The organism is Teredinibacter franksiae (assembly GCF_014218805.1).
GTDB classification, from domain to species: domain Bacteria; phylum Pseudomonadota; class Gammaproteobacteria; order Pseudomonadales; family Cellvibrionaceae; genus Teredinibacter; species Teredinibacter franksiae.
Map to the genome: position 1 here is coordinate 1,825,545 of NZ_JACJUV010000001.1, position 15,581 is coordinate 1,841,125.

General features: G+C 48.6%; 11 protein-coding genes. 8 read left to right on the plus strand and 3 right to left on the minus strand.

What is annotated here, in order from left to right:
• The first annotated feature begins 33 nt into the window (after window positions 1–33).
• The 8 genes from H5336_RS07480 (at window position 34) to H5336_RS23610 (ending at window position 11,284) form a co-directional block, all read left to right on the plus strand.
• A complete protein-coding gene (locus tag H5336_RS07480) occupies window positions 34–867 on the plus strand; it encodes an ABC transporter permease (RefSeq protein WP_185232899.1) in 834 nt (277 codons plus the stop codon).
• Window positions 867–1,655 (plus strand): ATP-binding cassette domain-containing protein, encoded by a 789-nt coding sequence (locus H5336_RS07485; protein ID WP_185232901.1) that lies wholly within the window; start codon window positions 867–869, stop codon window positions 1,653–1,655. The genes H5336_RS07480 and H5336_RS07485 overlap by 1 nt, the downstream gene beginning before the upstream one ends.
• 25 nt (window positions 1,656–1,680) lie before the next feature.
• Window positions 1,681–2,403 (plus strand): urea amidolyase associated protein UAAP1, encoded by a 723-nt coding sequence (locus tag H5336_RS07490; RefSeq protein ID WP_185232903.1) that lies wholly within the window; start codon window positions 1,681–1,683, stop codon window positions 2,401–2,403.
• A gap of 2 nt (window positions 2,404–2,405) precedes the next feature.
• Window positions 2,406–3,047: an urea amidolyase associated protein UAAP2 gene (locus H5336_RS07495; RefSeq protein WP_185232905.1), complete on the plus strand. Its 642-nt coding sequence runs from the start codon at window positions 2,406–2,408 to the stop codon at window positions 3,045–3,047.
• A gap of 160 nt (window positions 3,048–3,207) precedes the next feature.
• Window positions 3,208–6,804: an urea carboxylase gene (uca, locus tag H5336_RS07500; RefSeq protein WP_185232907.1), complete on the plus strand. Its 3,597-nt coding sequence runs from the start codon at window positions 3,208–3,210 to the stop codon at window positions 6,802–6,804.
• Window positions 6,797–8,626: an allophanate hydrolase gene (gene atzF / locus H5336_RS07505; RefSeq protein WP_185232909.1), complete on the plus strand. Its 1,830-nt coding sequence runs from the start codon at window positions 6,797–6,799 to the stop codon at window positions 8,624–8,626. Before uca ends, atzF begins: the two co-directional genes overlap by 8 nt.
• 318 nt (window positions 8,627–8,944) lie before the next feature.
• Window positions 8,945–9,892: a GGDEF domain-containing response regulator gene (locus tag H5336_RS07510; RefSeq protein WP_185232919.1), complete on the plus strand. Its 948-nt coding sequence runs from the start codon at window positions 8,945–8,947 to the stop codon at window positions 9,890–9,892.
• Between the two features lie 147 nt (window positions 9,893–10,039).
• Window positions 10,040–11,284, plus strand: coding sequence for a GGDEF domain-containing protein (locus H5336_RS23610; RefSeq protein ID WP_185232921.1), 1,245 nt, complete (start codon window positions 10,040–10,042; stop codon window positions 11,282–11,284).
• A gap of 60 nt (window positions 11,285–11,344) precedes the next feature.
• Here the strand turns inward: H5336_RS23610 and H5336_RS07520 are convergent, their stop codons facing one another.
• From H5336_RS07520 to H5336_RS07530, 3 genes are all read right to left on the minus strand, one after another.
• On the minus strand, window positions 11,345–12,169 hold the full coding sequence (locus H5336_RS07520; protein ID WP_185232923.1) for a substrate-binding periplasmic protein: 825 nt from the start codon (window positions 12,167–12,169) through the stop codon (window positions 11,345–11,347).
• An 83-nt stretch (window positions 12,170–12,252) separates the two neighbouring features.
• The gene (locus H5336_RS07525) at window positions 12,253–13,239 is read right to left on the minus strand and encodes a lysophospholipid acyltransferase family protein (RefSeq protein ID WP_185232925.1); all 987 of its coding nucleotides are present in this window, start codon (window positions 13,237–13,239) and stop codon (window positions 12,253–12,255) included.
• A 118-nt stretch (window positions 13,240–13,357) separates the two neighbouring features.
• Complete coding sequence (locus H5336_RS07530; RefSeq protein WP_185232927.1) at window positions 13,358–15,556, minus strand: FdhF/YdeP family oxidoreductase; 2,199 nt, start codon at window positions 15,554–15,556, stop codon at window positions 13,358–13,360.
• Window positions 15,557–15,581 lie beyond the last annotated feature (25 nt).

A 15,581-nucleotide genomic window follows, 5' to 3' on the forward strand; every position in this document is an offset into this window, starting at 1 on the left:
GCCCTGTAAACTAAACCAGGAATTGACGCACCGATGAAGAAATTAATTAACCAGTACCCGTCAAAACCGGTGCGTCTATTTCTCGGGCTTCTGCCATTTGTGCTTCTGCTATTTGTCTATGTGATAGCTTCAGAGGCACGACTGGCAGAAAACCCCAACGACAAACTCTTACCCTCACTTAGCTCGATTGCAGATGCCATCGATCGAATGGCACTGAAACCAAGTAAGCGCTCGGGTGAATATCTTTTTTGGCAAGATACTTACAATAGCCTAAAGCGCCTTTGCATCGGCGTTGGCATTAGTGCACTTCTTGCGCTATCGGTTGGCGTACTAATGGGGGCTGTCCCCTATTTTCGCGCAAAATTCTCCCCGCTGGTAACCGCAATATCCTTGGTGCCACCCATGGCCATCCTACCCATTCTATTTATTATTTTTGGCTTGGGGGAACTGTCTAAGGTTGTGCTCATTGTTATAGGCATAACCCCCTTTATTACGCGCGATGTCTATCAACGTGTAATGGAAATACCCAACGAACAGATTATTAAGGCGCAAACTCTGGGCGCCAACACTTGGCAGATTATTGTGCGGGTAATACTTCCGCAAGTAATGCCTCGGCTGCTCGCCGCCGTACGCCTTTCTCTGGGTGCAGCTTGGTTATTTTTAATCGCAGCTGAAGCTATTGCCGCAACCGATGGTCTAGGTTATCGCATATTCCTGGTTCGCCGTTATCTCGCCATGGATGTCATTCTGCCCTATGTCATTTGGATAACCTTTCTTGCATTTGTGATCGACTACCTTATTCGCCAAGTATCGCACAAAACATACCCTTGGTTTCACGCTTTGGAAAATAACCGGGAGGGCAAGTAATGAGCTACTTATCGCTGAATCATGTTTGGAAAGAGTACGGCGATCAAGTTATTTTGGAGAGCTTGAACAACAACGTAAAGAAAGGCGACTTTATTACCATTATCGGCGCTTCCGGTTGCGGTAAAACAACGTTCCTAAAAATGCTGCTGGGTACTGAAACCCCGAGCCGCGGACAAATACTCCTGGAAGGCTCAGTCATTCCGGCAGAACCTAGTGCGGAACGCGGCATCGTCTTTCAACGCTATTCAGTATTCCCACACTTAACGGTTTTACAGAACGTAATTTTGGCAAAAGAGCTGAAGCAAAGCCCAATACTCGGGCGACTTTTTGGCAGTCAAAAGAGGGCGGCAGTACAAGAAGCTTTAGAGATGATTGAAGCGGTTGGCCTACAAAACGCCACCAAAAAATACCCGCATGAATTATCCGGCGGTATGCAACAGCGATTGGCGTTGGCACAGTCATTAATTAAAAAACCTCGCATTTTGTTGCTTGACGAACCCTTCGGTGCGCTAGACCCTGGCATTCGTTCCGACATGCACGCTCTGGTTAGAAACCTTTGGCGGGAACATCATCTCACTATTTTTATGATTACTCACGACATCAAAGAAGGCTTCCATTTGGGAACCCGCCTGTGGGTATTCGACAAAGACCGACACGACCCACAGGCACCCAACGCCTACGGTGCACAAATCACCTACGATCTTCCTGTAGGAGATATCTGTGAAAAAACCGAAGCAAAAATAGATTCAGCTATTAACCCAGAACAATCTCTAGCAACAACGGCTTAATAGACTCTTAATAAAGAGAAACGATATGACCAACCCCGTTTATTCCTACACACTGCCACCTGCGAGTCACTGGTCACTAAAGGTGCGCAAGGGTACATTGCTCAAACTCACCGACATTGAAGGCGGTGGAAATCTGGGCATTATGTTTTACAACCCTGAAAATCTACTGGAGCGCTACAACGCGCCCGACACACTCAAGTGCCAGCATACTTTCAAACTGACTACAGGCAACTGTTTGTATTCGGATATGGGTAGAATTTTCTGTTCTATTGTTGCCGACGACCACGGCTGGCATGAAACCGTTAGCGGCAATAGCACAGTTGAAATAATCAAGGAAAAATGGGGCGAACTGAATTACCAGCAGGCACGAAACGAATGGCAACAGAACGGCTTCAACAGCTTTCTCGTTGAGCTGGCGAAGTACGGCATGAACGAACGCGACATGGTTTCAAATTTGAACTGCTTTAGCAAAGTTGAAGTGGATAGAAAGGGCAATATCAGCCTTGCAGCCAGCAGCTCACCTTCAGGCACATCCGTTTCCCTGCGTTTTGAGATGGACACGCTGATCGTTATGCATAGCTGCCCCCACCCTCTCAGTACTGAAAGCGTCTACCCCAGAAAACCTGTTCTCTGTGAATTCTTCAATGCCAAAACCGTATACGACAACGATTTATGCATAAACCATTGCAACGAGAACAAGCGTGGCTTTGACAACAATCGGCTGTATCACATGGGAATGGGGCGTTAAGCATGATTAAAGAGAGCACTCTCATGAGCGATAACGCGTCGGAATCGACAACATTACCGGCTGGCGATTACCTGCTAAAAAAAATCCTAAAAGGACAAACTCTTCGCATTACCGACTTGGAAGGCAACCAAGCCGCCGACACAATTTTTTACAATGCGAACAATACCGCCGAACGCTATAGCGCAATGGATACCATTCGCCAGCAGGGCAACGTTTATCTCACCGCAGGTTCCAGACTGCTCTCCAACTTCAGAAACCCACTGCTAACCATTGTTGCCGACACCTGTGGTCGCCACGACACCCTTGGCGGCGCCTGTGCCACAGAAAGCAATGCCGTACGTTACGATTTAGAAAAACGCTGCATGCATGCCTGTCGTGATAGCTGGATGTTAGCCGTAGCCGAAAATGAAGCACTGGGTTTAACTAAACGCGATATAACCCACAATATTAATTTTTTTATGAATGTACCTATTACACCCGAAGGTGGTTTGTCCTTTGAAGACGGTATTTCAGCACCAGGCAAGTACGTTGAATTACTCGCGGAGATGGATGTTTTGATACTAATTTCTAATTGCCCACAGTTAAACAATCCGTGTAATGGCTATAACCCGACACCGGTAGAAATTACCCTGTGGGGCTCGTGAATATGCAACCTCTGGGCGCAAGACTGATACCAAAGTGTTTGAATCTCATTCTCGAGCCATACACCGGATAACCTTCGCATAGAATGCTCCAGTCTCCCGGACGACCGGAATAGCAGACAACCATTAACGCAGGACGCCCTGCAAAGCATGAGCGCGATTCATGTTTAAAAAAATATTAATAGCTAATCGTGGCGCTATTGCCACCCGCATAATACGAACGCTAACAGAAATGAACATTGCTTCAGTCGCTGTGTTCAGCGAAGCCGATGCGCATTCACTTCATGTTACTCAAGCAAACGAAGCTTATAGCCTTGGAGAAGGCGCTGCGGTGGACACCTACCTTAACACTGAAAAACTGTTCAATATTATTGAAAAGTGCGGTGCTGAGGCGGTTCACCCCGGCTACGGATTTTTAAGCGAAAACCCCGATTTTGTTAGAATCTGTGAACAACGTGGCATTGTCTTTATCGGCCCTACCCCGGAACAAATGCTCGCATTTGGACTGAAGCATAAAGCCCGAGACCTCGCTCAGAAAAATAACGTTCCCCTGCTACCCGGAACCGATCTACTCAATTCAATCGAGCAGGCAATAGAAGCGGCGCAAAGCATTGGCTACCCCATTATTTTGAAAAGCACGGCCGGTGGCGGCGGCATTGGCATGCAGGTTTGCCAAACAGAACAACAACTTGTTCAGTCTTTTGACAGTATAAAACGCCTCAGCGCCAACAATTTTGCCAACGACGGCGTATTTGTTGAAAAATATATCGAGTACGCACGCCATATAGAAGTACAGATATTCGGTGACGGAAAAGGTAAGGCCGTAGCCTTTGGCGAACGCGATTGCTCAGCTCAGCGCCGCCACCAAAAAGTAATTGAAGAAACGCCAGCAGCTAACATTCCGGAGTCTATACGCACACAATTACATCAAACCGCTATCCAGCTATTAGCTTCCGTACACTATCGCAATGCCGGTACCGTTGAGTATATTTACAACCAGAAAGACAGCAGCTTTTACTTCCTTGAGGTAAACACCCGACTACAAGTGGAGCACGGTGTAACCGAACAGGTGTTTGGCTTGGATCTGGTTGAATGGATGATTAAACTTGCTGCCGGTGAATTGAGCGACATTCACACACTGGCGAAAAAATATGTGGCGAAGGGCCACGCCATTCAAGCAAGAGTATACGCAGAGGACCCGAATAAAAACTTTCAGCCCAGTGCCGGTTTATTATCCTCCGTAGAATTACCACAACCCAACGAACATTTACGGCTGGACCACTGGATTGAAACAGGATTAACCATCTCGCCCTTTTTCGATCCAATGTTAGGTAAAATTATTTGCACCGGTAGCAATCGAGAAGACGCTATTACGTTATTAGATCAGGCTCTGTCAAAGTGTAAAATTCAGGGTATCGAAACCAATATCACCTATATTCAGTCACTGTTAAAACACGAAATTTTTCAGCGGGCAGAAATTTATACCCGCTACCTCAACGACTATCGCTATGCGCCAAACACCATTGATGTGTTGGCCGGTGGTACCATGACCACTATTCAAGACTACCCAGCCCGTAAAGGCTACTGGGATGTAGGCGTCCCCCCCTCGGGCCCTTTCGATAGCTTAAGTTTTCGGCTGGGCAACCGAATACTGGGCAATGGTGAAAGAGCCGCCGGGCTAGAAATAACCCTGCAAGGCCCCACCTTAAAATTTAACTGCGAAACAGAATTCGTACTTACCGGCGCGGAGTTTTCGGCAACGCTGGATGATAAAAAAATTCACTTTAATACCGCCTACAAAGTCTCCGCTGGACAAACGCTTGTCGTCGGAAAACCAAACAACGCCGGTGCTCGCGCGTACCTTTCGCTTGCAGGCGGGCTGGATGGCAACAACTACCTCGATTCTCGCTCTACTTTCACCCTCGGTCAATTCGGGGGTTTCAGTGGCCGCGCGTTACGCACAGGTGACGTCGTGCATCTGGCCAATGAGGCTCGCACAAAAGCCGCGAACATAAACATCAGCGCACTGCCAAAAATCACACCCCACTGGCAGTTACACGTTATTTATGGCCCCCATGGAGCACCCGACTTTTTTACCAATAACGACATAAAAACGTTTTTTTCCGCTGAATGGGAAGTGCATTACAACTCCAGCCGCACGGGCATTCGTTTAATCGGCCCAAAGCCCGATTGGGCAAGACAAACCGGCGGTGAAGCCGGCATGCACCCCTCCAATATTCACGACAACGCTTACGCCATTGGAACCGTCGACTTTACCGGCGATATGCCCGTTATACTCGGGCCCGATGGGCCATCGCTGGGAGGGTTTGTCTGTCCCGCCACGGTTGTTCACGCCGATCTATGGAAGCTGGGCCAATTGAAAGCCGGCGACAAAATTTCGTTTGTACCTATCTCCCTAATGCAGGCCGCGGAACTTGAAAGAGCACAACAACAGCAAATCCAAAAATTGTGTGTTGAAGATGAGCCGAACATTCAGCCCGTAAACGTTACAAACCGCAGCGCCATTGTAAAACGTGTTTGTAACGAAGTCGCAATAACCTACCGCGCCGCTGGCGACAAATACTTGCTAGTGGAATACGGCCCCCTAGAGCTGGATATTCGTTTACGGTTTCACGCCCACGCATTAATGCTGCAACTACAGCAGCTCAATCACCCCCATATTTTCGAATTGACACCCGGCATTCGCTCACTGCAAATTCACTACGACAACCTCTCACTGCCCCTTACAGAGCTGCTAGACATTATCGAGGCCTCCGATCAAAAAGCACAGGGCATGGAAGACGAGGCTATACCCTCACGCATTATCCATTTACCGCTCAGCTGGAACGACGACGCCTGTAAATTGGCCGTAGACAAATATAGGCAATCGGTGCGCAAAGATGCGCCCTGGTGCCCCGACAATATCGAATTTATTCGACGCATTAATGGCCTCTCCGATATCGAAGAGGTAAAGCGTATCGTCTTCGAGGCCTCCTACGTGGTTATGGGCCTAGGAGATGTATACCTCGGCGCACCCGTTGCAACACCGCTCGACCCCCGCCATCGCATGGTCACCACCAAATACAATCCGGCACGCACTTGGACAGCCGAAAACTCCGTTGGTATCGGCGGCGCTTACATGTGTGTTTACGGTATGGAAGGCCCTGGAGGGTACCAATTTATAGGCCGTACACTGCAAATGTGGAACAAATACCATAACACTGCAGAATTTGAAAAACCCTGGCTACTGCGCTTTTTTGATCAGATCCGATTTTACGAAGTTAGCTCAGAGGAATTGCTCGACATTCGCGAGAAATTCCCCCGTGGAGAATACCCACTAAAAATCGAAAAAACACATTTTAAACTGAGCGAATATCAGCAATTCCTCGACGATAACAACACAACGATCCACACCTTCGTAGAAAAGCGCGAGCAGGCATTCGACGAAGAACTACAGCGCTGGATAACATCTGGACAAATTAATTACACTAGCGAACAAGCTGTCTCTGAACTGGAAGATGAAACCGCCCTAGCAGATAACTGCACAGCATTGGAATCCCACGCGGCCGGTAGTGTTTGGCAATGGCTGGTTGAACCAGGGGATACCGTAAACACAGGGCAGGCCCTGTGCATATTGGAATCAATGAAAATGGAAATTGAGCTCACTGCGCCCTGCTCAGGTAGGTTGCTTTCCCACAACAAAACGCAAGGGCAACAGGTGAGTGCCGGTCAGTTAGTAGGAGTAATAGAACATGACTGATTTCGACTTTTCATCTACAGATATCACCATTGGTGGCCTCCAACAGCACTACCGCAATGGCGACGTCAGTGTACGTGAACTTATTTTCGCGCAACGACAAAAAGCGTTAGCACTAAAAGATAATCCGATCTGGATTTATCTACTGGATGAAGAAGAGCTGGAAGACTATATTCAAGCGTTGGACAATACCCAGCCCGACCAGCTGCCGCTCTACGGCATTCCTTTTGCTGTAAAAGACAATATCGATTTAGCGGGCGTGCCAACAACTGCCGCCTGCCCAGCATTTAAATATACACCAGAAAAATCCGCTACGGTTGTCAAACTACTTATAGAGGCCGGTGCCATTCCTATGGGTAAAACCAATATGGATCAATTCGCCACAGGCTTGGTAGGTACTCGCTCTCCTAAACCATGGGGGCCTTGTAAAAACGCCTTCGATGAAAGCGCTATTTCCGGCGGCTCGAGTTCTGGATCCGCCATCGCACTGGCAAAGGGTCAGGTGAGTTTTTCGCTTGGAACCGATACCGCAGGCTCCGGTCGTGTTCCAGCTTCGTTGAATAATCTTGTGGGGCTAAAACCGTCCCGCGGCCTGCTGAGCAATACTGGCCTAGTGCCCGCCTGTAGAAGTTTGGATTGCATCAGTATTTTTGCGCTTAATACCAACGACGCAAATAGCGTACTGGATATCGCCGGGAAATACGACGCAGAAGACGCCTATTCGCGAAAAAATTCGTACGCAAACGGCAAACGCTATTACGCAGCTGCAGATACGAATACCGTTATAGGTATCCCCAGCAAAGATTCGCTAGAATTTTTTGGTAATGCTGAAGCACAAACTCTTTTTAATGATTTTATAAACACATTACCCGCAGCCAATATTACACTAAAAGAAATTGACCTAACGCCGTTTATCAACGCCGCGCAGTTACTTTACCAAGGGCCGTGGGTCGCTGAACGTTGGCTTGCAACCCAACCACTTATCATTGATTCTCCAGAGAAACTGCTACCTGTTATCCAAACCATTATTGGCGCTGGCGCATCGCCTTCTGCTGCCGATGGCTTTGCCGCAAACTACAAGCTTCAGGCGTTTAAACAACTGGCGGACACCCAGCTTGCCAGCGTTGACGCCATTCTAACACCCACTAATCCTAGTTATTTTTCGATTGCCGAAGTAGAGCAAAATCCAGTAGAACTTAATTCCAAAATGGGTTACTACACCAATTTCATGAACCTACTGGACTACAGTGCGCTTGCACTACCCATTGGTTTTTTTGATACCGGTGTTGGGTATGGCTGTACACTTTTCAGCAAGGCCTTTAACGACAAAAATTTACTGGCTATTGGAGCGAAGCTGCAAAACCTTTTGCAATTGCCTACCGGCGCTTTTTCAGGCGCGTTCAAACCACAGGGTAAATCTGCAGGCCTCGCCCCAAGCAACACCATCGACGTGGTTGTGTGCGGTGCCCATTTAGAGGGCCTGCCTTTAAATTGGCAGCTAACCGAGCGCGGTGGCGAGCGCATTAGAACCACCACCACCTCGGCTCACTATCGGTTTTATGCGCTGAATAGTGGCCCACCGCTACGACCCGGGCTTGTTCGCAGAGAAAATGAGGGGCGGAAAATTGCCGTTGAAGTTTGGCGAGTCCCGGCGACCAGCTTCGGTTCGTTTGTTAACGAGATATCAGCGCCTTTAGGTATAGGCAAAATTGAACTCACCGACGGGAGCTGGTTAAGTGGCTTCACTTGTGACACCTGGGGCCTAGTCGGCGCAACCGATATTACCGACATTGCAGACTGGCGAAAATATTTGGCAGGCTTATAGGAGCCCATCACATAGGTAGGAGCCCATCACATAGGTAGGAGCCCATCACATAGGTAGGAGCCCATCACAACCTTTCTCTCTACAGAGATGGGCGCCAACCACTATTCGAACAGCACACGCTTACGTCTGTGTTGTCATTTAGGCGTCCAGTATTCATTGTTCTTTCCCGGCATATGCCATACGGCAACCGCTAGCTCCTCTTGCATGGTTATGTATAGGCGCTGTAAGCTCGACTAAATTTTGCGATACACTCGTACGAACACCACTTGTCGAAGCGACTATAATGCTAACATCGAAAATGTAAGGCGAACGAGCCCTATGATCAAGTATTCGAGCGACCAGGATATAATGCTGCGCGATAAAAGATTACACATCCTCGTCACCGAAGACCACGCACAGGATGCATCCAAGTTACGCTGGATTCTAGAGCAGGATGAGGAGCGAAAATACTCCATCGTGCACTGTAACAACTTGAAACAGACCTTGGCAGAATTACGCTGTCAAGAATTCGACCTATTACTACTCGAACTTGATCTAGAAGAAACGAGTGGTATAGAAACCCTCACAACGATCACTAAAGACAACCCCGCAATTCCCATAATCGCACTCACCGCAGGGTTTAACGATGAGCAGGGTAAACAGGCGATACAGGCTGGTGCGGAAGATTACCTGCCGAAAAAAGATTTACACCCAGCACTGCTTTCCCGCGCAATACTCTATGCCATTGAACGTCATACATTGGTGCGCAAGTTACAGCTACAGGCTACCACCGATTCACTCACCGGCTTACCTAATCGCAACGCGCTTTTTCAGCGGCTAGAGCTAGCCATTAACAGCGGCAAACGACACTCTAATAAATTTGCCGTTGCGCTGTTAGGTCTCGACGGCTTTAAAGCGGTAAATGACGACCACGGCCACAGTGTCGGCGATGAACTACTGCGTCAGGTGGGGGTTCGATTAACCAAGGAGCTACGCAGCTCAGACTTTATCGCTCGCTTAGGGGGCGATGAGTTTGTGATTGTATTGCAGCACTACAACGGTACCCAAGAACTTATAAAAGTATTAGAAAAGAAACGAAGTCATCTTATTCAGCCTCTTTGTATTCCTACCGATAAAGAAACTATAAACCTTAAAGTGAGCGCCAGTATTGGCGTAGTGGAATGGAACCAGTCGGCCTCCCCCCAGGAAATGCTGACCTTCGCCGATAAAGCTATGGGCCTGAGCAAACAAAAAGGCCATAACATGCTATCTCTGGGCAAACTTTAGCCCCTTTCAGATCCCTCCGGGCAACGCAAAATATTGGCTATACTCATGAAGTGCCTCTACTAAATGGGCGATGTAGCCGTTTTGACCTTCAACAAGATAACAATGCAATCCAAACACCATGCGTATATACGAGTCGTCGCAATAGGCGTGACCCTAATAGTCACGCTCGGCGCCTCTTACCTGCCTAAGAAGCAATTCTCGTTAGCTCCGAGCGATGACATATTTCAGGCGCTGTTCGACGATCGCTCCTACGGTGGTGTAAGTGAAACGGAGTGGTTGAATGCCGCTGATCGCCGCTGGGTTTGCTCTATGCGTGAAAGCAACGAATACCCCAGTTGCGGTTACAGCCTGTCCTTTAACCGGCCTAACGGCGAAGGCATTGACTTTTCACGGTATCAAGGCTTTGTTTTCAAAGTGAACTACAGCGGCGATGCCGAGCGTATTCGTATCTTTTTACGCAATCACAAGCCTGACTACGCCGCCGATATCGAGCCTGGCGAATCCAAATTCATGTCACTATTTATACGTCGCCAAGACCTCAATAAAGAGCTATTTATAGACTTTAACGAGTTTAATGTCGCCGACTGGTGGCTGACGGAGTTCAACGTGCCCCGCCCCTATACCGCACCCGACTTCGACAATGTCGTTGCCTTTGGCTTCGACATGGTTACCTTGGGCAACCACCAGATTACGATTGAAAAACTCCATCTGGTGGGAGACCTTATGCAGCGTGAGCAGGTCTATCTAGGGATTATTTTGCTGTGGATGGCATTGCTTATGACAGAAGCAGCCATTTGGTACGCGCGCTTAATACTCAAGTCGCGCTCCAGCGACGAAAAGCTCTCCCAACTACGCAATGATTATGACGTACTACATGAGGAAAAGGTCGAGTTCGAACGAAAGTCCACCACCGACTTCCTCACCCGCACCCAAAACCGAACCGGTATTCATCAGCAATTAAATTTTATTTTGGAAAACTCCAACGACCGCTCATGCATTGGCATACTGATATTTGATATTGATCACTTCAAACGTATTAACGACCGCCGAGGGCACGACACCGGAGACCGGGTATTGAAAGAAATGGCTGATGTTTTACGCAGCAACACCCGAGATACCGACCTGCTTGGTCGCTGGGGGGGAGAAGAGTTCATTCTAGTTTGCCCAAATATAAATGAGTCAAACCTGAAAGAGTTGGGTGAAAAAATACGGGCCACGGTTTCCAGGTACCCGTTTGAACACAACGCCCCTATTACCGTCACCATCAGTATCGGCATGACACTATTCAAACATCTAGAAAATTTTGACCCGGCTTTTAAACGCGCCGACGATGCCCTGTATCACGCAAAAAATTCGGGCCGTAACTGCTGTGTGTTCAAGGCCAATAAATGAGGAGCTTGCCCTTTAGCTTAAGGGCCTTAGATAATCCATCTATCTATCCACAAGACTGTACTACTTAGACCTTAATTCGAGTATGCGCCGCCCACCGCGCTCCAGTTCCGACATTGCCCAACGATAGCGTGGCACGCTATTAAAAAGCCTGTCAAAACGGCCATCACGCTGCGCAACCTGTAACCCTTGCTCAATTTGCTTTGCCAGCTCAACACGCCCCGATGCCACAAAGAAATACATGGCTCCGCGCTGTCGTAAAAGCAACCTCTGCTCTATAGCCAAGGGTAGAGTCGGATAAAAATGGACTTCGGACTGAATCTGGTAAATACCGCGAGAAAAATAATCGAACTTTTTTTCTGCCAGCATTCTAAATAACCTACCATAACCTGTCGCGGTTACCAGTTGCAATCCATTGGCCTCCATTAGGGCTACGTCTGGCCACTGAGAACCCATGCCACCTCGCAGCTGAGCCAAATCTTCTAGGGATTTTATTGGGTTAAAACGCGACTGCTCTCCCGCGCGAATTAACAGCAATCGATACTGACTCAAGCCCTTAAGCAGCGGCACCTTAACGGCGAGCATCTGCCTTTCGAATTCGATGCTGGTTTGTGACCACAGTATATCGATGTCGCCCTGCTGCAAGGCCAAACGTAAACGCTGGTCTCGCACCCATTGCTGTTGCGGCTCTAGGGTCACCGCTTCGCTACCCTTAGGCGCCAAAGCCAACCTCAGCAGCTCGTAAAAGTAGTAATCCTCATGATTGACATCGTGGGAGAGTAAATAGGGTATTTTCAGACTGTCAGTATCAACTGGATGAGTAGGCGCGGCCCAAGCCTGTAACCCGGGATACAGCAGTGCTGCTATTAATAAGCGCTTTTTCAACATAAAAACCAAGTCTACCACCTTGTTGGGGATGCTTTAGCTAAAGCCTGTCATCACTTCAGCTTTGGAGAATCCCCCTTATGAGTTTAGTACACCCGCTTTGCTCCCTCCGGCCGGTTTTTAAATCGTTTTATCACCCACCAATATCGCTCTGGATAGGGTTCTATTATTCGCTCGATGGCCTTATTCATACGGCGCGTATCCGCCAACGGATCATCGCTGGGGAAGTTTTCCAGCGGTGAGTATATTTTCAACGTATAGCGCTTATTATAGCTGTTTCGATAATGACCAAAGGGTACCACCAAGGCACCCGTTGCCGCCGCCAACCGGCTAACCGCTATAGTCGTTGACGCAGGAACCCCCATAAAATCAGCAAATACCGTATTTTTGTTTTTCACTTCTATATCCGGTGCGTACCAGACAACCCCCTTCTTTTTAAGGGTTCGGGTAATACCAACTAAATTTCGTACCGAATAAAAGTGATCGCCATAATCGCGTCGAGCCGCATGTAAGAACTGGTCCACTATGGCATCACTGGGTTGACGGTAGGTAAACGCGAAAATACGGTCACGTCGGGCCAAAAAACCCGCCAATGCCGCGTTTAAATCTAGGCTGCCGTAATGGCAGGAAAGCATAATAATACCGCGATCAGACGCCAATGCCCGCTGCCAGTTTTCATCGCCTTCCAACTCCACCCGGCGCCAAAATTTAGCTGGGTTAGAAAACCAGGCATTCAAGGTTTCAGCCAACGTTATACCCAACTCCTTAAAGCAGGCTCTACCGAGTGCTGCACGAGCGCCTTGCGGCAACTGCGGATAACACAGCTCGATATTACTGCGCACGATATGCCGTAAGCGCACGGATAAAAGCTCACAAAGACGCCCAAACAAAGATCCCACAAATAACAATAACGAGTAAGGCAGCAAAGCCAAGAGACGACACAACACTAGAACCAAGCCCAACAGCCAGTATTTAGGGTGGCGATTTAGAAACAGCTTTGCCCAAAAATTTAGCGGGATGCCGGTGTTATCAACGGGCTTATACGGGCGGTCTGGCGGGGTAATCTCGGACATCTGTAAACTCTGTTAATACACGGTAAAAAGGGCGCGTAATTATTTCTTAGCTAAAACACGATTGCGATAAAAATCCAACACCATTCAACACCAAAGTGCCCTCAAGTGCTCAACAACGCTATTCCACATAGACGGTTACCGACTTAAAACCCGGTGTTTGACTGCGCCCATCCAAATCGCGGGGAATCAATACATTGGCCTCTGGATAGTACGCCATAATATTACCGGTACGCACATCGAAAGGCTTAACTTTTACTTGACGCATAACACCTGTAGCCGTGGAAACATCCACGGTTGTGTTATCTTCATAGCCACAAAGCGCCATATCGCTAGGGTTCATCAAAACCACCCAGCGCTCCGTTTGTCCTCGGTAAGTATCGCGCTCGTCAAAAATGATAGAATTAAATTGGCCCTCACTACGTACGCTGGTAAGGGTAAATTCATGCTGGCCTTTATGGTTGCGCCAAACGCCCATGTGCGATCGTTTAGGCATTGGATGGAAAACAAAATGTCCCCTGCCGTTGGCGGTGGCAAAAGCTGGCTTGTGCAATGTTCGCCCATCGATAGTGAACTCTTGCCTACTAGCATCAATGTTCGCGAGCTGTTCAAACCCCGGTACTACATCACTGATAAATTGCCGAATACGCTGGTGACTTCGGAACACAGAAAAATCAAAACGCTGCTCATCAACCACCGCCTCCGCTATCTCTCGTATGAGATCCACCTCCGAAGGCAATTGAGGAAAGCGGTTAATGCCGCCGTCGCTAAGGCGCACGAAATTAAACATGGACTCCTGGGTCGTTGGCTGCAGCTCCTCATCGCGCACACGAACAGGCAATAGTAGCGTTTCGCCCTCCACACCCTGAACATGACCGCTGTTCAACGTGGAGGTAATAAAACACTTAAACCCCACCCGGTTCATCGCTTCAGTGGCAAAGCAAGTATCGGGGTTAGATGCGAGTAAATTGCCACCCAGCATCATGGCGAAATCCATGTCTCGCTGATGCGCCGCCTGCATGCATGCCATGGTATCCAGCCCCTGAGCTGCGGGCAGCTCGCCACCCAGCTTTTGCTCAAGCTTTTCTTCCACAGCCTTTTTAAGTGCGGGGGTAAACCCCATTGACCCGGTGCCCTGAATATTGGAATGACCCCGCAAGGGTAAAAGCCCTGCACCGGGCCGCCCAATCATACCGCGCAGCAGCGCAAGAGCAACCAGCGTTTCAATGTTACCAACACCGTGCTGATGATGGGTAAGCCCCATACTCCAGCTGAATACCGCATTTTCTGCTTCGGCGTAAATCCGTGCCACCTGCTCAATTTGAGCACGAGGTAAGCCAGAACTTTGTTCTATTTCAGCCCATTCCAGCGACAATACTGATTTGGCAAACCGATCAAACCCTTCGGTGTACGCGCTAACAAAGTCGAGATTACAGCGCTCATTTTCCACTAGCCACTTCGCCATCCCCTGCATCAAACCAATATCACCGCCAAGATGTGGCTGCACATAAGCGCTCGCGATCTCTTCGCCACCCTTAACCATTGAGCGCCAATCACTTGGGGACGCAAAACGTACCATACCCGGCTCTTTCGCTGGATTGACAACAATGACCTTGCCACCGCGGCGACGACATTGAATAAGTGTCTTAACAAACCGCGGGTGATTCGACGCCGGGTTGGCGCCAAAAACAAAAATGCAATCGGCTTTATCAAGATCGTCGTATTGAATGGTGGCCGTACCTGTACCTAGGGTTGCATTCAATCCCACACCCGAGGCCTGATGACAGTAATAGGAACAATTATTGATATTGTTAGTGCCGTAAAGCCGCGCCATTAACTGCAGAATAAAGGCGGCTTCGTTCGACCCTCTACCCGATGCATAGAAAAAGCTACGCGAGGGAACAGCGGCCTTTAATCGTTCGGCCACCAAAGCTTTTGCCTGCGTATAATCAATAGGCGAGAAGTGGCTATCGCCAGCCTTTTTGTACAAAGGCGTAGTTAATCGCCCCAAATCCTCCAGCTGCTTTCCCGTCAGGCGAGCTAGATCACTAACTGATTTCTCAAGAAAAATATTGGGGGAAATACCCGCGCGGATATCGCTAAGGTGTGCCTGAATGTTTTTATTGCACACCTCGATACCACGCCGAGTTTCGTTTTTAAAACCACCGTTTTGGCCGCCAGTGCCAAACGCACACGCTTTGCAGGCATTTTTGGAGCGAAGCGTTTGTATGAGCTTAATAGGGCCGATTTTGCCGCTGTAACGCAGTACGCTGAGTACCGCCTTCCAGCCGCCGCCAATTATTCTGCTGTGACTATTCATTAAGGCACCTTGATAAACGAGAAGT

Coding starts and splice junctions, on each gene's coding strand:
- H5336_RS07510 (WP_185232919.1), top strand. CDS start 8,945: ATGATCAAGTATTCGAGCGACCAGGATATAATGCTGCGCGATAAAAGA.
- H5336_RS07520 (WP_185232923.1), bottom strand. CDS start 12,169: ATGTTGAAAAAGCGCTTATTAATAGCAGCACTGCTGTATCCCGGGTTA.
- H5336_RS07480 (WP_185232899.1), top strand. CDS start 34: ATGAAGAAATTAATTAACCAGTACCCGTCAAAACCGGTGCGTCTATTT.
- H5336_RS07495 (WP_185232905.1), top strand. CDS start 2,406: ATGATTAAAGAGAGCACTCTCATGAGCGATAACGCGTCGGAATCGACA.
- H5336_RS07485 (WP_185232901.1), top strand. CDS start 867: ATGAGCTACTTATCGCTGAATCATGTTTGGAAAGAGTACGGCGATCAA.
- H5336_RS07525 (WP_185232925.1), bottom strand. CDS start 13,239: ATGTCCGAGATTACCCCGCCAGACCGCCCGTATAAGCCCGTTGATAAC.
- uca (WP_185232907.1), top strand. CDS start 3,208: ATGTTTAAAAAAATATTAATAGCTAATCGTGGCGCTATTGCCACCCGC.
- H5336_RS07490 (WP_185232903.1), top strand. CDS start 1,681: ATGACCAACCCCGTTTATTCCTACACACTGCCACCTGCGAGTCACTGG.
- H5336_RS07530 (WP_185232927.1), bottom strand. CDS start 15,556: ATGAATAGTCACAGCAGAATAATTGGCGGCGGCTGGAAGGCGGTACTC.
- atzF (WP_185232909.1), top strand. CDS start 6,797: ATGACTGATTTCGACTTTTCATCTACAGATATCACCATTGGTGGCCTC.